The sequence below is a fragment of the uncultured Ruminococcus sp. genome (genome assembly GCA_902785355.1).
GTDB lineage: Bacteria > Bacillota > Clostridia > Oscillospirales > Acutalibacteraceae > Ruminococcoides.
Genome location: CACZYF010000001.1, coordinates 107,359 through 125,096, shown reverse-complemented (window position 1 = coordinate 125,096; position 17,738 = coordinate 107,359). Strand labels below are relative to the sequence as shown.

Annotated in this window: 19 protein-coding genes and 1 pseudogene; 11 read left to right on the top strand and 9 right to left on the bottom strand. The window is 53.1% G+C overall.

Annotated elements, in window-relative coordinates; all coding sequences use genetic code 11:
• Positions 1-25 precede the first annotated feature (25 nt).
• Both R2I50_RS00585 and R2I50_RS00580 read right to left on the bottom strand, forming a co-directional pair.
• Positions 26-247: a FeoA family protein gene (locus R2I50_RS00585; protein WP_201428738.1), complete on the bottom strand. Its 222-nt coding sequence runs from the start codon at positions 245-247 to the stop codon at positions 26-28.
• Positions 248-329: 82 nt separating this feature from the next.
• On the bottom strand, positions 330-539 hold the full coding sequence (locus tag R2I50_RS00580) for a FeoA family protein (RefSeq protein WP_316607112.1): 210 nt from the start codon (positions 537-539) through the stop codon (positions 330-332).
• Positions 540-744: 205 nt separating this feature from the next.
• On the opposite strand from R2I50_RS00580, the gene R2I50_RS00575 reads away from it, so the two are divergent.
• The 3 genes from R2I50_RS00575 (at position 745) to R2I50_RS00565 (ending at position 5,403) form a co-directional block, all read left to right on the top strand.
• Positions 745-2,100 carry a serine/threonine-protein kinase gene (locus R2I50_RS00575; protein ID WP_316607110.1) on the top strand — a complete coding sequence of 452 codons (1,356 nt, stop codon included), beginning with the start codon at positions 745-747 and terminating at the stop codon, positions 2,098-2,100.
• Positions 2,101-2,323: 223 nt separating this feature from the next.
• Positions 2,324-4,393, top strand: coding sequence for a translation factor GTPase family protein (locus R2I50_RS00570; protein WP_201428741.1), 2,070 nt, complete (start codon positions 2,324-2,326; stop codon positions 4,391-4,393).
• Between the two features lie 119 nt (positions 4,394-4,512).
• On the top strand, positions 4,513-5,403 hold the full coding sequence (locus R2I50_RS00565) for a hypothetical protein (RefSeq protein WP_316607109.1): 891 nt from the start codon (positions 4,513-4,515) through the stop codon (positions 5,401-5,403).
• Between the two features lie 99 nt (positions 5,404-5,502).
• Here R2I50_RS00565 and R2I50_RS00560 read toward each other — a convergent pair whose 3' ends face one another.
• On the bottom strand, positions 5,503-7,056 hold the full coding sequence (locus tag R2I50_RS00560; RefSeq protein WP_316607108.1) for a CotH kinase family protein: 1,554 nt from the start codon (positions 7,054-7,056) through the stop codon (positions 5,503-5,505).
• Between the two features lie 236 nt (positions 7,057-7,292).
• On the opposite strand from R2I50_RS00560, the gene R2I50_RS00555 reads away from it, so the two are divergent.
• The 3 genes from R2I50_RS00555 to R2I50_RS00545 are packed head-to-tail and all read left to right on the top strand — an operon-like array spanning position 7,293 to position 8,336.
• The gene (locus tag R2I50_RS00555) at positions 7,293-7,622 is read left to right on the top strand and encodes a DUF6442 family protein (RefSeq protein WP_201428743.1); all 330 of its coding nucleotides are present in this window, start codon (positions 7,293-7,295) and stop codon (positions 7,620-7,622) included.
• Entirely contained in the window at positions 7,622-7,828 is a 207-nt protein-coding gene (locus R2I50_RS00550) for a helix-turn-helix transcriptional regulator (protein WP_201428744.1), read from the top strand. Before R2I50_RS00555 ends, R2I50_RS00550 begins: the two co-directional genes overlap by 1 nt.
• A gap of 22 nt (positions 7,829-7,850) precedes the next feature.
• Positions 7,851-8,336, top strand: coding sequence for a flavodoxin (locus R2I50_RS00545; protein WP_316607107.1), 486 nt, complete (start codon positions 7,851-7,853; stop codon positions 8,334-8,336).
• A 140-nt stretch (positions 8,337-8,476) separates the two neighbouring features.
• Here the strand turns inward: R2I50_RS00545 and gpmI are convergent, their stop codons facing one another.
• The 4 genes and pseudogenes from gpmI to trmL form a co-directional block, all read right to left on the bottom strand.
• Entirely contained in the window at positions 8,477-9,997 is a 1,521-nt protein-coding gene (gene gpmI / locus R2I50_RS00540; RefSeq protein WP_316607106.1) for a 2,3-bisphosphoglycerate-independent phosphoglycerate mutase, read from the bottom strand.
• A 59-nt stretch (positions 9,998-10,056) separates the two neighbouring features.
• Positions 10,057-10,848: a triose-phosphate isomerase gene (gene tpiA, locus R2I50_RS00535; RefSeq protein WP_316607105.1), complete on the bottom strand. Its 792-nt coding sequence runs from the start codon at positions 10,846-10,848 to the stop codon at positions 10,057-10,059.
• A gap of 60 nt (positions 10,849-10,908) precedes the next feature.
• Positions 10,909-12,058, bottom strand: a pseudogene (locus R2I50_RS00530) (phosphoglycerate kinase).
• 204 nt (positions 12,059-12,262) lie between these two features.
• Positions 12,263-12,805: a tRNA (uridine(34)/cytosine(34)/5-carboxymethylaminomethyluridine(34)-2'-O)-methyltransferase TrmL gene (gene trmL / locus R2I50_RS00525; protein ID WP_316607104.1), complete on the bottom strand. Its 543-nt coding sequence runs from the start codon at positions 12,803-12,805 to the stop codon at positions 12,263-12,265.
• Positions 12,806-12,889: 84 nt separating this feature from the next.
• Here trmL and R2I50_RS00520 point away from each other — a divergent pair, with 84 nt between their 5' ends.
• Together R2I50_RS00520 and R2I50_RS00515 are read left to right on the top strand one after the other, a co-directional pair.
• Entirely contained in the window at positions 12,890-13,087 is a 198-nt protein-coding gene (locus R2I50_RS00520; RefSeq protein WP_316607103.1) for a hypothetical protein, read from the top strand.
• 273 nt (positions 13,088-13,360) lie between these two features.
• A complete protein-coding gene (locus R2I50_RS00515) occupies positions 13,361-13,885 on the top strand; it encodes an S-ribosylhomocysteine lyase (RefSeq protein WP_316607102.1) in 525 nt (174 codons plus the stop codon).
• A 99-nt stretch (positions 13,886-13,984) separates the two neighbouring features.
• On the opposite strand, the gene R2I50_RS00510 is transcribed toward R2I50_RS00515, so the two are convergent.
• On the bottom strand, positions 13,985-15,136 hold the full coding sequence (locus R2I50_RS00510; protein WP_316607101.1) for a GH25 family lysozyme: 1,152 nt from the start codon (positions 15,134-15,136) through the stop codon (positions 13,985-13,987).
• A gap of 157 nt (positions 15,137-15,293) precedes the next feature.
• Here R2I50_RS00510 and R2I50_RS00505 point away from each other — a divergent pair, with 157 nt between their 5' ends.
• The 3 genes from R2I50_RS00505 to R2I50_RS00495 are packed head-to-tail and all read left to right on the top strand — an operon-like array spanning position 15,294 to position 16,849.
• Positions 15,294-15,749, top strand: coding sequence for a hypothetical protein (locus tag R2I50_RS00505; protein ID WP_316607100.1), 456 nt, complete (start codon positions 15,294-15,296; stop codon positions 15,747-15,749).
• A gap of 48 nt (positions 15,750-15,797) precedes the next feature.
• Positions 15,798-16,457: a zinc-ribbon domain-containing protein gene (locus R2I50_RS00500; protein ID WP_316607098.1), complete on the top strand. Its 660-nt coding sequence runs from the start codon at positions 15,798-15,800 to the stop codon at positions 16,455-16,457.
• The gene (locus R2I50_RS00495; RefSeq protein WP_316607097.1) at positions 16,454-16,849 is read left to right on the top strand and encodes a hypothetical protein; all 396 of its coding nucleotides are present in this window, start codon (positions 16,454-16,456) and stop codon (positions 16,847-16,849) included. The genes R2I50_RS00500 and R2I50_RS00495 overlap by 4 nt, the downstream gene beginning before the upstream one ends.
• Positions 16,850-16,880: 31 nt before the next feature.
• Here R2I50_RS00495 and R2I50_RS00490 read toward each other — a convergent pair whose 3' ends face one another.
• Positions 16,881-17,669, bottom strand: a complete 789-nt coding sequence (locus tag R2I50_RS00490; RefSeq protein WP_316607096.1) for a polysaccharide deacetylase family protein — start codon at positions 17,667-17,669, stop codon at positions 16,881-16,883.
• Between the last annotated feature and the right edge of the window lie 69 nt (positions 17,670-17,738).

The window sequence follows — 17,738 nt, the reverse complement described above, 5'->3', positions numbered from 1 at the left end:
TGTCAAAAAAATAAGCGGAGACCGCTTATTCCACCTCAACCATCGCTGCGTCCGCCTTGCGGATGGACAGCTGATAGCCGCGCACGGTGATCTCGAGCGGATCGCCCAGCGGCGCTACCTTCTGCACAGTAACCTCGACGCCCTTGGTGATACCCATATCCATGATGCGGCGTTTGACGGCGCCCTCACCGTGGAGCTTTTTGACCTTTGCGGAGCCGCCGATCGCGACATCTCTAAGAGTTTTCATGTGTTTTGCCTCCTTTTTATTGGAAAGCGGTGAGTAACATTATGGCTTTGCCTCGCATGTTTTCTTTCACCGATTCTTGATATTATATCATGATCTTTTGCGCCATCTCTTTACTGACGGCGATGCGCGCGCCCTTTACATTGACGATCAGGTTGCCGCCCATGGAGCTGACGACCGTGACGGTGCCTCCGGGGACAAAGCCCAGATTCTGCAGATGCGTACGTACCTCTGCGTTTCCGCCGATTCGCTTGATGATATATTCTTCGCCGAGCGCTGCGAGTGTAAGTGGCATGTGTATTCTCCTTTATGAAGATAATTGCAGATGGTTAGCTCAAGCTAACCCACATACCTATTATAGCGAGCTTCGCGTCGGTTGTCAATAGATTTGACAAAATTTTTCCCGATAACCTGCGGCACTGTACCTGACGATACTCCGTTGACTTTTTACAGACTGAATGATATACTTTTTTATACAAGGAGAAGGGAGAGTGTCGTTAATGGCTGAGATCGGAAGTTTGATCGACGACAGATATCGGCTGATACGTTATATCAGTAAAGGCGGCACCTCTAAGGTCTATTTGGCTGAGAATATACGCCTCGGCAATCTTTGGGCTGTTAAGGAGATTTGCAAGACCGGAGAACATAACAATGAGTTGTTCATTAACGGTCTTAAGAGCGAGGCGGAGATGATGAAAAATCTTGATTACCCTGCCTTTCCGAGAATCGTCGATATCATCGAGGATTCTGAGGCGCTGTATCTGGTGATGGATTACATCGAAGGACGCACGCTGCAGGACGTCCTGTCACAGGAGGGTCCTCAATCCGAGGAGACCGTCCGGGAATGGGCAATACAGTTGTGTGAGGCGCTTAGTTATCTTCATGGACAGCAACCACCGATCATATACCGTGATATGAAGCCCTCCAACGTGATACTCAAGAACGACGGGAGCCTTAAGATCATCGACTTTGGTACCGCCCGAGTTTTCAACCCTGATAAGGCGAACGATACGATTGCGCTGGGAACGGGCGGTTTTGCGCCGCCGGAGCAGTATCACGGACGAACCGACGCTCGATCCGATATCTATGCCTTGGGCGTGACCATTAAATATCTGATTACGGGCATTACCCCATGGGACAACAGTACGCCTCAGGAGAACGGCAGAATGTCGCCGAATATGGCGGCGGTAATCAGCCGATGTACCGCGTTCTATCCCGAGCAGCGATTCCGGAGCTGTCAGGAGCTTGCATATGCGCTGCAAAACCTCTATTTATCGACGGATCATCCTGTCAGGAAAGCGCAAACGGTTCAGCCTGCGGTACGTTATATCCCTTCAAAGCCCGTGAAACGATCGAACCCATGGCCGGTGGTGATCATGGTTTTGTCGATACTCGCCTTCCTGGTTGGGATGGGTATAATCGTACAGAACCGGACTGAAAAAACTACAACGTCATCCGCTTCGACCGTACCCTATTCCAGCGTAGCGGATTTTGCCGATCTGATCACAACCGAAGAAGAAGCGCGGCTTGCGCAGATGCTTGATCGCTCCTATTCCCATGATCATTTTGTTACGGCGGTTGTGACAACTAACTCGCTGGGCGGTAAGGATATCAAGGATTATTCGATTGATTATTATGAGAACCATCTTTCCGGCTTCAGCGACAATTCAGACGGCATCATGTTGTTGATCGGCGTCGAGGATAAAAAGATGTATATTACGACTACAGGCTCCGCTATAACCATGTTCCCGGATGATTCGCTCAACGAAATCTTTGACGCGATGGAATCTGATATCGCGAACGGTGATTATGGAAGGGCGTTTGAGACCTTTGCGCGGTACACCGAGATAAAATAATTTGATTATTGCCTTAATATACAGGAGTATATCATAAGAAACAGCGCAACTTTTTAGCGAATTGCACAAAAGTTGCGCTCCGTTTTTATATGTTTAGTGGATTTTCTCTTTCGGAGCATGTTTTTTATTGTATGGTTTACAAATTTGTTATATAATGATATGGTAGTTCGGAAATCGGACAAGTGCAAATCTGTACTCAGTACTCTTGAAAGGAGTTTTTACATTGAAACAGTATGACGCGAAACACATCTTAAACATCGCTATGGCGGGTCACTCCGGCGCGGGCAAGACCTCTGTCGCCGAGGCGATGCTGTATCTTTCCAAGGCGAGCGACCGTCTGGGTAAGATCGCCGACGGCAACACCCAGCTCGACTATGATCCCGAGGAGATCCGCCGCAAGGTATCGATCGTTACCGCCGTGGCTCCCGTGGAGTGGAAGAATACCAAGATCAATATCATTGACACCCCCGGTCTGTTTGACTTTGAGGGCGGCGTATATGAGGGCTATCGTGCCGCCGAGACCGCGGTCATCGTCGTATCCGCCAAGGACGGCGTCAACGTCGGTACCGAGAAGGCAGTCAAGGCTGCCGATAAGGAAGGTCTGACCAAGATCTTCTTCGTCAACGGTGTTTGTGATGAGGATGCGCGCTTCTATCGCGTTCTCGAGGATCTGAAGGCGACCTTCGGTCCCTCTGTATGCCCTGTAATCGTTCCCCATATCGAGAACGGTCAGGCGAATACCTACATCAACCTGCTCGAATATAAGGCTTATAAGTATGACGCGAAGGGCAACGTGACGCCTACCCCCATCATCCCCGAGATGGGCGACCGCTTTGAGGGTCTGCGTGAGGCGATCAAGGAAGCCGTAGCCGAGACCTCTGAGGAATTGATGGAGAAGTTCTTCATGGAGGAAGAGTTCACCCCCGAGGAGATTATCACCGGCGTATCTCAGGGCGTCAAGGACGGCTCTCTGTGCCCCGTGTTCTGCGGCGACGCTTCCACCACCTTCGGTATCGAGCAGTTCCTGAACAGCATTACATGGCTGGCTCCCACCGCTGCCGATAACGGCGGCGAGACCGCTGTCGATGTCAACGGCGACCCCGTAGAGATCGCCTGCAACGAGCAGGGCGCTACCGCTGCGATCATCTTCAAGACCGTTGCCGACCCGTTCGTCGGTAAGCTGAGCTACTTCAAGGTCGTTTCCGGAAAGGTCTCCACCGACGCGCCGCTGATCAACATGCGCACCGGTAACCAGGAGCGCATCACCAAGGTGCTCACCGTCCGCGGTAAGAAGCAGGAGGACGCCTCCGCTGTCGTCGCCGGCGATATCGGCGCGATCCCGAAGCTGACCTCCGCCAATACCGGTGATACCCTCTGTTCCCCGACCCGCAAGGTCATCCTCGACGGCATCGATTATCCCGCTCCTTCCTTCTCTATGGCGGTATATCCGAAGAAGAAGGGCGAGGAGGATAAGGTCGCTCAGGGTCTGGCGCGTCTGGCTGAGGAAGATCCCACCATCAAGTATGTCAGCAACCCCGAGACCAAGGAAATGGTGCTCTCCGGTATGGGCGAGCAGCATCTGGACGTTGTCGTCAGCAAGCTGAAGGCGAAGTTCAATGTCGAGGTTGAGTTAAAGCAGCCTAAGGTCGCTTACCGCGAGACCATTCGCGGCAAGTCCGACGTAGAAGGTAAGCATAAGAAGCAGTCCGGCGGTTCCGGTCAGTACGGTGACGTCTGGATCAAGTTCGAGCCCTGCGACAGCGAGGGTCTGGAGTTCGAGATCGCCGTCGTCGGCGGTTCTGTACCGAAGCAGTTCTTCCCCGCGGTTGAAAAGGGTCTGATGGAATCCATCAAGAAGGGCCCGCTGGCAGGTTACCCGGTCGTCGGCGTCAAGGCGACTCTCTACGATGGTAAGTACCATCCCGTTGACTCCAACGAAATGGCGTTCAAGACCGCCGCTCAGTTGGCGTTCAAGGCGGGTATCCCGCAGGCGAAGCCCGCTCTCCTGGAGCCGGTCGGTACCTTGAAGGCGAACGTTCCGGACGCTAACATGGGCGATATCATGGGCGAGGTCAACAAGCGCCGCGGTCGTGTTCTCGGTATGAACGCGGGTGAGAGCGGCATGCAGATCGTCGAGGCTGAGGTCCCGATGGCTGAGATGGCTGACTTCTCCGTGTTCATGCGCCAGTGCACCCAGGGCCGCGGCACCTTCAGCTTTGAGTTCGAGCGCTATGAGGACGCTCCCGCTCAGGTAGCCCAGAAGGTCATCGAAGAAGCGAAGGCTGACGAATAATCAAGAGTTAAACAATGTATAGAATCACACCCTGCATATCGTCATGCAGGGTGTGTTATCCTTTATGGAGATTGATCATGAGGGTTAAGCGTTTTACCAAAGGCTTTTGTATGATCCTTTTGACTGTGATCATGCTGTCTTTATGTTCCATCTCGGTATCGGCAAATGCTCCGGTAACTCCGGATATTATCATCAGGCTCGACCGGCCCTATGACGGCGACTATTGTGTCATCGTGCTCAGCAACATTCATAGATTCAGGCATTATAGCGAGTGGTTCGATGGAAAAGGTTACGAAGATCAATATACGAAAACGGAACAGGCGGCGATTCGCAAGCTGAAGAGCTCAGGTGATCAGGACGGCTATGGCTATATTGTAGAGCTTGATCACTTTAATAAGACAGACGGGGAAACGTATGTGGAGTATCCGTATGATTCGTTCAAGATCGCGCTGTATTATCCCGACTCCGATTTACTGGTGAAAACGGATGTACTGATAAAGGATAAGTATATACAGGTTTTCCTTTTGACGATGGATGGCAAGAGGATCGCTGATGTTCAGACAGCAAGATACGATCAGGATAGTCACACCATCGGCGAATACCAACCTACCGTGAAGGGTTATGCGCCTTATTATCAAGAGAGGCTTGCGGTAAAATTTGTTCTCTGTCTCGGTATCAATCTTGTGGTTGAGATTTTGATTGCACTTATTTTCGGCTATCGAAAACGGGGACACATCCTCACGATTGTAATTACGAATATAGTGACCCTCGCCCTGCTGACTGTCAGTACGATACTGATTAATCCGCTGCGATACAACGGCTTGCTGAGTTTTCCGTTCGCCTTTTTTGAGATTGCTGTCGCGGCAGTCGAAGGCACGGTATATGCGATTGCTTTCAAGCGGTATGAGTATCGGGAAACCTACCGTCCGTGGCTCGCAGTACTCTATGCTGTTATTGCGAATCTCATCACTTATGTAATTGGTGCATATCTCTGCTCTCTGCCGGTTTGAACAATCAATAGAGGATAATCGAAGGGGGTCGACTCAAGAAGTCAACCCCCTTTTTGTATGCAAGATAGATCGAGCTCCCTCTCTCGAGGGGGCTTTCTGTCAGTGATAGACCATGATGGTCTTTTGTTCACCGATCGGGTAGGGCGTGCTGATCTGAGCAAGGTATCGCTGGATCATGGTTGCGTCGATGACGTCGAGTTCCTCTCCCGTTACCGATGCGCGGGTGATCGCGCGGCTGTCAGGTGTGGGTGGGATGTTCGAGAGACATCGCTGGATCAGCGTGACGTCTACTGCCTCCACTTCACCGTTTCCGTCGGTATCGCCGATGACGTAGGTGTAGGGGGTCAGACCGTAGTAGGTTCTCAGCCATTCGTTGCGATCGCCGCACCAGTTCTTGAGGAAGGTATAGTTCTCCTCGTAGGTCGCGAGCGGCACCTTCTGGTAATTCAGCCACCAGCGGCTGACCTTCCATATTCCGAAGTTACGGTTGAATAACGCCTGATATTCATTCCTCAGCGTATCAAGCGTACCGCCGTCGGCGGAGATCGACGCGATCTCATCGTAGTGCGCAGCGTAGACGCGCTTAATCTCGTCGATGAACCAGTCCTTATCACAGAGCCAACGGTACAGGTTCTTTGTCGTCTGCATGATGCCGTCCGAGCGTGCGCCTTCCTTCGCGGCGGTGGATTGGATATCCGCGTTGGCGTTGCCTAAGGCGAGGTCATAGTCCCACGGAGGCCCCGCGTATAGCTTGCCGTCCTTGTAGAAGAAGAATACCGACGACATGCCGAAGTCGAGGGTCTTGGCGTACTCATTGAGCAGGTAGTATTTCGCAAATGAGTCGATGTCGAGCCTCTCGCGGATCTGTTCCTGTGTACCGTAGCGCAGGGTCGTAACGATATCCGTCATGACGCCCGTGATGTAGGCGGTCTGGTCACTGTCGGGCGGGTCGGGCTCGCTGACCGCGAACCGCACGCCGCTGATGTTAATGTAGACGATGTCGGCTTCACTTCGGGTCGCCTCGTATTCGAGCAAAAAGTCCTTGTTGCCGTCCGTGTCGATATCCACCCTGTCGCCGCCAGCCTGAACGGGCTCGTAGACGGTGTAGCAGCCGCGGTAGGAGCCGTCGAGCCACAGCTCAACGAATTTTTGACGGGATACATAAGGCAGACCGAGTTTTTCGGCTAGGTCAAACATGAGATAGTTGCGCAGAAGGGTGGGGTCGAAGCAGTTTGCGAGCAGCGCCCATTTCTTCCCCTTCCCCATGCCGAGAACATCGGTCTTTTTCGCAAATTTGAAGGTGAAGCCCTTCTTCGGGATGGAGGCGATAGCGGTGCTGTTGCCGCGTACCTTGAACTGTACCGTGCCGCTGAGTGCGCTGCCGTCTGTATCAGTGATGCTGATCTGCGCGTTGACGTAGCCGTCCTCCTTCTGCAGGGTCGCGCCGTTGCCGTCGGCGGTGTCGATCTCGATCTTCGGTACCGCTGTCGCGCCTTCGTCGGATAGCTCAGGCACGGCGCCTGTTACGGCAAGGTCAGGATCATCGTTACAGATGACCGCCTCATACGGCGGCTCGTTTTCCGCCGCATGAGCCGTTACGCAAGCGGAAAACAGGAGCAGTCCGCAGAACAGGAGAGAAAGGATTCTTTTCATAGGTATATCACCTCTTTATTGCAGTCATTATATCATGAAAGTTGATAAAACACAAGAAAGGCATGAAAACAGGAATAAACTTGATAATTGACAAGAAAACTTTGCAAAAAGTATTGACAAGTAAACTTGGCAGTGCTATAATGACAACATCAGAAATGACAAGTAAACTTGTCAAAAATTGATTCATTCGGCTGAGATTTTCATGGTTGAATGACAATGAAAAAGGAGATGTTGTTATGAACAGAGAAGATATTTTGAAAAAAGCACAAACGGAGAACAAAGGCAAGGATTATGCCGACATTGAAGCGCAAAAGAGCGGAACCCGTACTGCTTATTTTGTCGCAGTGTTACTGGTTATTTTCGTTGATACGGTTAACGGTTTTGTTCTTGGATATGTCAATCGCGGTATGGACTTTGTTCTTTTTACGATGGCATTTGTCGCTTTTCTGACCAAGTATATTATACTTCGCAAGCGGCACGAGCTGTTCGTCACCATTATGTGGGGCTTACTGGCACTGATGATGTTGGTGATTTGGATTCTGCAGCTCTGCGGGGTGATGGCGTAATGGATAATGAGTTGATTCTGAAAAATAACCTTGCCGCCGTTCGCAAGGAGCAGAAGCTCTCGCAGTCGGAGTTGGCGCAGATGGTCGGCGTATCTCGCAACACGATCAGCTCTATTGAGACGGGGCAGTTCAATCCGACCGCCAAGCTGGCTCTGATTCTCTGTATCGCGCTGGATAAAAAGTTTGAAGAATTATTTTATTTCTGAGTAATACTGAGGAGGATTCGTTATGAAAACAGCAGTTGTTTACTATTCTATGAGTGGCAATACACAGTTGACCGCCGAAAAAATCGCTGCTCAAACTAGTGCCGAGCTGATTCGTATCGAGCCGAAAAAGGCGTATCCGACTGCCGGTTTCCGCAAGTTTTTATGGGGCGGCAAAAGCGCCGTGATGGGCGACAAGCCCGCGCTGATGCCTTATCGCTTTGACGGTGAGTTCGACAGGATCATATTCGGAACGCCTGTCTGGGCAAGCAGCTTTACGCCGCCGCTGAGAACCTTTATCGAAGAGAATCGTGAAGCGCTCAAAGGGAAGACCGTAGCTGCGTTCCTTTGTTGTTCCGGCGGCGGAGCGAACAAGGCGATCGAAAAGCTTAAACAGTTTTTGGATATTAAAGAATTTGACGCTCAGCTTGTACTGATCGATCCCAAGGATAAGCCTTCCGGTGATAATGAAAAGAAGATACAGGCGTTTTGCCTGAGTCTGAATAGTTAAAACGGTGAAAGAAAGCTCCCGATCGCTCGGGAGCTTTCTTTATAGAATCATTGAAATAGTGAAATAATAATTACTTTTGTCCCGCCGTTCGTCAACGTGACAGAGTAATCACATCAAAAGGCGGAGAAGTGAGCACGCACTCAGCGCATGATCATGCTCTTGCCGGTCATCTCCTCGGGCTGAGGCAGACCCATGATGTCGAGCATAGTGGGCGCGATGTCCGCGAGCACGCCGCCCGCTCTGAGCTCCTTGCACTCGTCGTAGCCGACGACGCAGAAGGGAACGGGGTTGGTGGTGTGGGCGGTGAAGGGAGTACCGTCCTTGTCGATCATGCGATCGGCGTTGCCGTGGTCGGCAGTGATGCAGGTCACGCCGCCCATCTCGGCAATGGCGTCAGATACCTTCTTGACGCCCCAGTCGACAGCCTCGACAGCCTTGACAGCCGCCTCGAATACGCCGGTATGACCGACCATGTCGCAGTTGGCGAAGTTGAGGATCACGACGTCGTACTTGCCGCTCTTGATGGCGTCTACGCACTTCTCGGTGACCTCGTACGCGCTCATATGGGGCTGCATGTCGTAGGTCGCGACAGCAGGGGATTTAACAAGGATGCGATCCTCGCCGTCGTACTGCTTCTCGACGCCGCCGTTGAAGAAGAAGGTGACGTGAGCGTACTTCTCGGTCTCGGCGATACGCAGCTGGGTCAAGCCGTTCTTAGAGAGATACTCGCCGAGGGTGTTGACGAGCTTCTGCGGCTTGAACGCGATCTCGACATTCGGCATGGTCGCGTCGTACTGGGTCATGCAGACGTAGCAGACGGGGAAGAAGCCGTTCTTACGCTCAAAGCCCGAGAACGCGGGATCGACAAAGGTGCGGGTGATCTCGCGCGCTCTGTCGGGACGGAAATTGTAGAAGATCACGCTGTCGTTCGCCTTGACGGTGTCGCCGCCTGCGATGACTGCGGGGAGCATGAACTCATCGGTCACGCCGTTGTCATAGCTGTTTTGTACAGCTTGTACGGGATCGGTCTCCTGTACGCCCTCGCCGTAGACGATCGCGGAATACGCCTTCTCGACGCGCTCCCAGCGGTTATCTCTGTCCATCGCGTAGTATCTGCCCTCGATGGTGGCGATCTTACCTACGCCGATCTCCTCGCACTTCGCGACAGCCTCAGCGACATATTCCTTGGCGCTGGAGGGCGGTACGTCACGACCGTCGAGGAAAGCGTGGATGTAAACCTTATCGAGTCCCTTGCGCTTGCACAGCTCCAGGATGCCGTAGAGGTGGGTGTTGTGGCTGTGGACGCCGCCGGGGGACAGCAGACCGAACAGGTGCAGCGAGCTGTTGTGCTCGAGCGCGTTGTCGACCGCCTTGTTCATGGCTTCATTCTCGAAAAAGTCGCCGTCCTCGATGGACTTGGTGATGCGGGTGAGCTCCTGGTAGACGATGCGGCCCGCGCCCATGTTGGTGTGTCCGACCTCGCTGTTACCCATCTGACCGTGCGGCAGACCTACGTCCAGACCCGACGCGCCGATCATGGTAACGGGATTCTTGAAGAACAGCTGATCAAGATACGGGGTACGCGCATAGGTGATGGCGTTGCCGTACTTGGGCGCGATGCCGAAGCCGTCCATAATGATTAATGCAATCGGTTTTTTCATATAATAGTCCTCTCTGTGGTGGGGTGATAAAGTCTTGAACCCTCACCGAAGTGTCAAAATCAGAACTCCGCGGGCTTAGTCGCCGCGACGATCGCCGCGAACTTCTCAGCAACCAGAGAAGCGCCGCCAATCAGGCCGCCGTCAACGTTGGTCTTAGCCAGCAGCTCGGCAGCGTTCTTGTCGTTCATGGAACCGCCGTACTGGATGGTAACGCCCGAAGCGATCTCCAGACCATACAGAGTCTTTAAGCACATACGGATAAACTCACAGACTTCCTCCGCCTGCTCAGCAGTAGCGGTCTTGCCGGTGCCAATCGCCCATACAGGCTCGTAAGCGATGACGACGTTCGCCATCTCCTCGGGGGTGACATCCCACAGGTCGAGCTTGATCTGACGCGCGATGACCTCGTTGGTGATGTTGCACTCGCGCTCCCACAGCAGCTCGCCGACGCAGACGATGGGCTTGAGTCCCGCCGCAAGAGCCGCCTTGACGCGCTTGTTGACGGTCTCGTCGGTCTCGCCGAAGTACTGTCTGCGCTCGGAGTGACCGATCACGACGTATTCTACGCCGATCTCCTTGAGCATACCGGTGCTGATCTCGCCGGTGAACGCGCCGCTCTCAGCCCAGTGGCAGTTCTCGGCGCCGATCTTGATATTGGTTCCCTTGGTCGCCTCGACAGCGGTCGCAAGGTCTACGTAAGGAACGCAGGCGACAACCTCACACGCAGCGTCGGATACGAGGGGGATGATCTCCTCGAGCAGCGCCTTCGCCTCGGAGGGGGTTTTGTTCATCTTCCAGTTGCCCGCGATGATGGTTTTTCTCATACTTTTGGTTAAAGCGTCAAGTATCATAATAAAATTCCTTTCGTATGGTAATAGAGGGCGACGAGAGCCGCCCTCATTCAATGTTGATTAGTCTTTGTCGGCGATAGCCGCGATACCGGGCAGAACCTTGCCCTCGAGATACTCGAGAGAAGCGCCGCCGCCGGTGGAGATGTGGCTCATCTTGTCGGCGAAGCCGAGGTTGACGACAGCCGCAGCGGAGTCGCCGCCGCCGATGATGGTGGTAGCGTCGGTCTCAGCCAGAGCCTTTGCGACAGCGATCGTGCCCTCAGCGAGGATCGGGTTCTCGAATACGCCCATAGGACCGTTCCATACGACGGTCTTAGCGGACTTAACAGCCTCGGCATAGAGCTCGCGGGTAGCGGGACCGATGTCCAGACCCATGCAGTCCTCGGGGATCTCGCCCGAAGCATAGACCTCGGTCTCGATGGGAGCGTCGATCGGATCGGGAAAGCTCTTGGTGCAGACGGTGTCGATGGGCAGGAGCAGCTTCTTGCCGAGCTCCTCCGCCTTCTTGATCATCTCGTTGCAGTAGTCGAGCTTGGTGTCGTCTACGAGGGAAGTGCCGATCGCCTTACCCTGCGCCTTAGCGAAGGTGTAAGCCATGCCGCCGCCGATGATCAGGGTGTCGCACTTCTCGAGCAGGTTCGAGATAACGTTCAGCTTGTCAGCAACCTTAGCGCCGCCGAGGATCGCGACGAAGGGGCGTACGGGAGCCTCTACCGCGTTGCCGAGGTAGTCGATCTCCTTCTGCATCAGGTAACCGACAGCGGTCTCCTTGATGTGGTCGGTAACGCCGACGGTGGAGCAGTGAGCGCGGTGAGCGGAGGTTCTTGGTCTCTTCCTTGCGGAAACGGGTGTTCTGGAGCAGAACGACGTCGCCGTCCTTCATAGCGGCAACAGCAGCCTTGGCGTTCTCGCCGACGACCTCGTCGTCGTTCGCGAAGACGACGTCCTGACCCAGCAGCTCACTAAGACGAGCGGCAACGGGAGCCAGAGAGAACTTCTCCTCGGGGCCGTTCTTCGGCTTGCCCAGGTGAGAGCACAGGATCAGCTTGCCGCCGTCGGCAATGATCTTCTTGATAGTGGGGAGTGCTGCGGTGATACGGTTGTCGTTGGTGATAACGCCGTCCTTGAGCGGGACGTTGAAGTCACAGCGGCAGAGTACCTTTTTGCCCGCGAAGTTGATGTCATCAACGGTGTACTTGTTGAGTTTCATGATAAAAACATCCTTTCTGTATATCGGACGTCCGCGAATTCTAAGCCAAGAAAGCAATAGTGGTTACTTAAAGCTAACCGCAAACTTCCGATACCATAATTTTACTTCATAATTATATAACAAAACACCAATCCATGCAATAGGAAAATGTAAGTTTTATGCACAGATGTACAAAAAAGCCCGCTGTTTTCAAGCGGGCAGTAATCATAAGGTCGTCGTCGGCTGTTCCGCGTCCTCCCAGTGGTGGCGGTGGAGCTCGCCTTTGGTGAGGAGCTCGGGGTAGTTCCACTGGCGGAGTACCTCGTAGCAGCCGACGGCGACGGAGTTCGCAAGGTTCAGCGACCTTGCTTCGTCAATCATCGGGATGCGTACACAGCGATCGGGGTACTTCATGAGAACATGCTCGGGGATGCCGCGGGTCTCCTTGCCGAAGATGATGTACGCGCCGTCGGGGTAGCTGACCTCGCTGTGCGTATGGCGCGCCTTGGTGGAGAAGAAAAAGTATTCTCCGCCGTCGGTCTTTTTGAAGAAGTCGTCGATCGAATCGTAGTAGGTGATGTCGACGAGATACCAGTAGTCCAGCCCGGCTCTTTTCAGATTGCGGTCGGTGATCTCGAAGCCGAACGGGCGCACGAGATGGAGCCTCGCGCCGGTGGCGGCGCAGGTGCGGGCGATGTTGCCGGTGTTCTGCGGGATCTCGGGCTCAAAGAGCACGATGTTCAGTACTTTTTTGTCAGTTTTTTCCAAAAGAAATTCCCTCTTTTATCTTAGTATATACCGAATCCCTTTGCAGACAATAATGATGAAATGATGTGCAAAGGAGGTTTGAAGATGAATAAAAATATGTCGTGTGAGAAGAAGGGCGGAAGCTTGTGGTGCATCATCGGCGGTATGCTCGCGGGAGCGGCGGTCAGTCTTGTCGGGGTCGCCATGATGCAGAACAACAAGAAGACCCTGCAGAAGAAGGCGGATAAGGTCGCCGACGCACTGGGCGATCTGGTCGACAGCGCGAAGGATATGTTCCAGTAACGGCTTTTCGGAGCTTCATACTAAGTATCATTAAAACACTTTAACATTTATTGCGTTAAATTCCGCATAGCGGTGTTGTCGTCCTTGACATCGTCCTTGACATACGCCAGTATGCCTGCGTCCTCCGCCTTGCTCTGCGAAATTTCTCGCTAACAAATTTGTTAAAGCGTTTAATGGATACTTAGTATAAAGTGCGTTTTTTCAATCTTGCTTATTTGAGCTTTTTATGTTACACTTAGACTTAGAATGATAAAGTGTAAAGGAGACAGCAAGATGGAACTGATACAAAGCTTTTCGGTCGATCATACACGCATCATCCCCGGTATTTTTGTCAGCAGGGTAGATACCGTCGCGGGCGCTTCGGTCACGACCTATGATATCCGGCTCAAAAGACCGAACAGGGAGCCGGTGATCGACGTAGCGGCGATGCACTCGCTCGAGCATATCATTGCCACTTATCTGCGCAACGATCCGGAGTACAAGGACGAGATCGTCTATTGGGGTCCGATGGGCTGCCTGACAGGCTTCTATCTGATCATGAAGGGCGACAGAACGCCTCAGGAGATCTATGGACTGCTCCTGAGCGCCTTTAAGTCGGTGGATGATACCGAGGAGGTTCCCGGCGCGACGCCTGTCAACTGCGGCCATTACCTTATGCATAATCTCGGTATGGCGAAGTGGTACGCGGCGGAGTTTGTCACCTATCTGGAAGCGAACCGCGATAATCCGGAGATCTTCGAGTATCCTAAGACGGAGCGGCTCGTCACCGACGACGGTCAGCACTTCTTCGATTCATAACCGTTTTAAAAAGCGCTTACATCCGTAGGCGCTTTTGTTTGTTGTAAATATTCCAAAAAGCACTCTACCGTTTGTCACTACGCGGCGATCTCACCCGGATCACTCGCTGAAATCGGTGAAGCTTAGGTTCAGATCGACCGTGCCTTCTATGCCGTCGATCGTGCCCTCCTTGGTATATTGCCACATGTCAAATTTGTAGTACATGTTCGGGAAGTCGCGGTAGTCGGCGAGCCAGAAGTCGTAGTCCTTCATGGTCTCGAAGTCGTAGCGGGTGAACATCTGGTCGGTATTGGAGTAAACGATCGGCTTGTAGCCTGATTCGCTGATGGTATCGCAGAACGCCTCCGCCATCAGCGTCAGCGTCTCGCCGGTCACATTGTCGGTACGCGCTTCATCGTCGCCGATATTCTCCCAGTCAAAGGCGATCGGATAGCTGAGCTTTCTGCCGTTCAGCTTTTTTAGGATGAAGTTCGCTTCTTCCTTGGCTTCCTCGACGGTGGTCGCCTGTGAGAGGAAGTAAGCGCCGATCTTCAGCCCCGCCGCCTGAGCCTTCTCGTAGAAGTCCTCAAAGACGGTGTCCTCATACATGGTGCCCTTTTCACCGTAATATCTGCCGCCGACGCGAAGCATAACGAATTCGACGCCGGCGTTTTTCAGCGCTTCAAAGTCGACGCCGGACTGGAATTCGCTCAGATCGGCGCCGAGGTGTGAGATCTTCACCCCGTCCTCATAGTAGGCATAGGTGCCGTCCTTCTCTGTGGTCAGATTTTCTTTGGTGAGGGTATTCAGCTTGGCGCCCTTGGCGGTCTGTATCTCGAGCTCGCCCATCTCCGAGTCGGTGACGGTGACGACCTTGCCGCTTGCGGTAGGCTCGGCGGTACTGTCGACGTTCCCCGGCGCGACCATACGGTACACGCCGAAGCCGATGCTGCCGATCAGCAAAACGGTCAGGATGATCAGCACAGCGATCAGCGGCGTGCGGTTCTTCTCTTTATTCTTTGGATTCTTCATATCTTCCTCTGTTTTGGGTTTAACGGGTTCTTCTGCGGGAATCTCCTCGGCTGTCGGTTCGGGCTGCGCCTTATCCTCGGAGGTGTTCTCCTCAGGCTCAGATGTCGGATCATCGGCGGGAGCGGATTGTTCCTCCATCTCGCCGAGAGTGCTTTTCAGCTCCGCCAGCTCGCGGTCGAGCGCCTCCAGCGGATCGCCCGCGGTGTACAGATTCTCGTTATTATCGTCTAAATAAGCCATAAATCGCTCCGTATTCTGAAAAAATATACGAATAGAATACCACAAATCGCGATTATTGTAAATAAACTTCATAATAAGTTTACTTTTACTTGAAAAAATGTTCAAGGTCGTTTATAATATTACCGATAATGTGATGAAATTGAAAGGAGGCGTACGCTTGCATATACCCGGACATCCCGACCTGTCAACCGAAGACTTGATCAGAGCAGTCGATAACTGTCAGACCATCGAGCAGATATTTTCTTTTGTGAAGCATACCGGACTCGTGATAGGGATGAAGAGCCAGCAGAGCGCCTCTTCTCTCCCGAAGCCCGCTCCGGTGCCGATGCCTCAGCTTGCCCCTCTCGACAGCCTCAAACGTCAGGTGAAGGCGGCGATCTACGAGGCGGATCACCGTGAGAAGCGTGAGGATATCCTCAAACAGATCGACAGCTGCAACACGATCATCCAGATATTCCAGCTGGTGCAGCGCCATAATATCGTGATACAGATGAAGAGCCAGCAGAGCGCGTCGTGCCTGCCCAAGCAGAACGTTCCCCTGATCCCCGATAAGTCGCCGCTGGACAGCCTGAAGGAACAGGTTAAGGAAGCCGTCATGAACGGCGGATATTAACGAATCAATATTACGTAAATCGAGTTGCATAACAGAAAGAGAGGTTTCATGATGGCGAGATTCTGTCCGAACTGCGGCGCCGAGGTCAGTGAGCAGAATGTGTTTTGTACCGTCTGCGGTACGCCGATGGAAGCTCAACCGCTTCCGCAGGAGCCGTCCCATAGCCCTCAGCAGCCTGTTATGCCCGTACTGAACGAGCGCCCCGTCTACAGCGTCAACACCTTACGTCCCGCCGAGTCGCATTATACCGCACCGCATGAACAGTACAGCGCTCCTACGCCCTATCCCGCTCCGGCAGAATCTATGCCGCCCGTACGAAAGAAGCACACCGGACGATTGGCTTTTTTGGTTGCCTTTTTAGCAGCGTTGATCGCAAGCCTCGCTTTTTTTGCCATATCATGGGGATGGTTTACAGATAAACACAGCCTTGACGGTGATTATACCTTGAGCGGTTTTGTCAGCGGCGGCGAGGATTTTTCCGCGTCGATCGCTTCCGTCAGCGGCAGTTATACGCTGACCGTCCGCGGAAATGAGTGTACGATGACCCTTGGCGAGGGGAGCGACACCTATCACTATACCATCGATCAAAGTGCTCATACCCTGTCGAACGGCACCGGTGTGACGAGCTTTACAGTCAGCGATTCCGCTGCGGGCAAGTCTATCACCATTCAGTCGGATGACAGCGTGATGACCTTCACAAAACGATGAAGAAGCTGATTGTACTGATTGTCGTTTTGTGCGCGGCGCTCGGCTTTTCCGCCTGCGGTAAGGTCGATATCTCCGGGAGCTATCAGCTGATTTCTCTGAGCGCGAGCGCTTATGACTGGAATCTCGATCCGAGCCTCGATATGCTCGATGATATCATTCTGACCGTTAAAGATAAAGAGGCGACGCTGGCTCTGCCCGACGATACAATCGCTTTGACCGTTGATTACAGAAAGAAAGTTTTCACGGATGAGGAGGGCTTGTCTGCGCCTTATCTCTATGAGAATGGCACGCTGACGCTGACCAGCTCTGCAGGCTCCGAGATGGTGTTCGAGCGGCTAGATACGCCGGCAAAGTCAAAAAAGCCTGCTAATAGCACGGCGGATTCAAAATAATCTTTTTATAAAAAAGTAAAGCACTTCCGAGTTAATCGGAGGTGCTTTTTTCATGCTGAGTCAGTATCATTTTTCCCTCGTGATCGGTCGTATAATCGCCTTCGGGAATGATTTGTGAGATCGGGACAATGGTATAACCCTCGGCGCGGATCGCTTCGATGATACGCGGCAGTGCCTCGGGTGTGTTCTCGGCGCCGTTGTGCAGAAGGATGATCGAACCGGGCACGAGCTTACTTTGGATGCGGCTGACCATTTCATCGGGGGAAGGGTTCTTCCAGTCGAGACTGTCGATGTTCCACTGTACGCAGTACATCCCTTCATCCCTCAGGTTCTGCACGAGCTTGTTGTCGTATTCTCCGTAGGGTGGACGAAACAGAGTCGGGCAGCTGCCCGTCAGCTTTTCGACCGCCTCATTACAGGCGCGGATCTCTTTAAGCTGATCCTCTACGCTGAGCCGCGCCATATGGGGATGGGTCGCGCTGTGGTTGCCGACGTCGTGGCCGCGCGCGGCGATTTCCCTAACGTCGTCGGGGTATTTGTCGACCCACTGCTTGACGAGGAAAAAGGTGCTCTTGATCTCGTATTTATCGAGGATATCCAGCAGGGTCACGGTCTGTTCGTTCCCCCAAGCCGCGTCGAACGAGATGGCGCAGACCTTCTCCTGTGTATCGACATAGTAGATCGGGATCTCGCGAGGCTCGCTCATGGTTGCGACGATCTGTCCCGCAGTGGAGCTTGCGACGACCATCGCCACTGCACCGATCATTACGCATGAGAGTAGGATCATGAGCCGCCGTTTTGTCAGTACCAGAAATTTCATATTATCACCGATACAGTATATGTCCTCTCGACGCAAAAAATACCGCAGCCCTCACTTGAGAACTGCGGT

Excerpts from the sequence above, each read along its gene's own strand:
- R2I50_RS00585 (WP_201428738.1), bottom strand. The coding sequence starts at position 247 with ATGAAAACTCTTAGAGATGTCGCGATCGGCGGCTCCGCAAAGGTCAAA.
- R2I50_RS00580 (WP_316607112.1), bottom strand. The coding sequence starts at position 539 with ATGCCACTTACACTCGCAGCGCTCGGCGAAGAATATATCATCAAGCGA.
- R2I50_RS00575 (WP_316607110.1), top strand. The coding sequence starts at position 745 with ATGGCTGAGATCGGAAGTTTGATCGACGACAGATATCGGCTGATACGT.
- R2I50_RS00560 (WP_316607108.1), bottom strand. The coding sequence starts at position 7,056 with ATGAAAAGAATCCTTTCTCTCCTGTTCTGCGGACTGCTCCTGTTTTCC.
- R2I50_RS00555 (WP_201428743.1), top strand. The coding sequence starts at position 7,293 with ATGAACAGAGAAGATATTTTGAAAAAAGCACAAACGGAGAACAAAGGC.
- R2I50_RS00550 (WP_201428744.1), top strand. The coding sequence starts at position 7,622 with ATGGATAATGAGTTGATTCTGAAAAATAACCTTGCCGCCGTTCGCAAG.
- R2I50_RS00545 (WP_316607107.1), top strand. The coding sequence starts at position 7,851 with ATGAAAACAGCAGTTGTTTACTATTCTATGAGTGGCAATACACAGTTG.
- gpmI (WP_316607106.1), bottom strand. The coding sequence starts at position 9,997 with ATGAAAAAACCGATTGCATTAATCATTATGGACGGCTTCGGCATCGCG.
- tpiA (WP_316607105.1), bottom strand. The coding sequence starts at position 10,848 with ATGATACTTGACGCTTTAACCAAAAGTATGAGAAAAACCATCATCGCG.
- R2I50_RS00520 (WP_316607103.1), top strand. The coding sequence starts at position 12,890 with ATGAATAAAAATATGTCGTGTGAGAAGAAGGGCGGAAGCTTGTGGTGC.
- R2I50_RS00515 (WP_316607102.1), top strand. The coding sequence starts at position 13,361 with ATGGAACTGATACAAAGCTTTTCGGTCGATCATACACGCATCATCCCC.
- R2I50_RS00510 (WP_316607101.1), bottom strand. The coding sequence starts at position 15,136 with ATGGCTTATTTAGACGATAATAACGAGAATCTGTACACCGCGGGCGAT.
- R2I50_RS00500 (WP_316607098.1), top strand. The coding sequence starts at position 15,798 with ATGATGGCGAGATTCTGTCCGAACTGCGGCGCCGAGGTCAGTGAGCAG.
- R2I50_RS00495 (WP_316607097.1), top strand. The coding sequence starts at position 16,454 with ATGAAGAAGCTGATTGTACTGATTGTCGTTTTGTGCGCGGCGCTCGGC.
- R2I50_RS00490 (WP_316607096.1), bottom strand. The coding sequence starts at position 17,669 with ATGAAATTTCTGGTACTGACAAAACGGCGGCTCATGATCCTACTCTCA.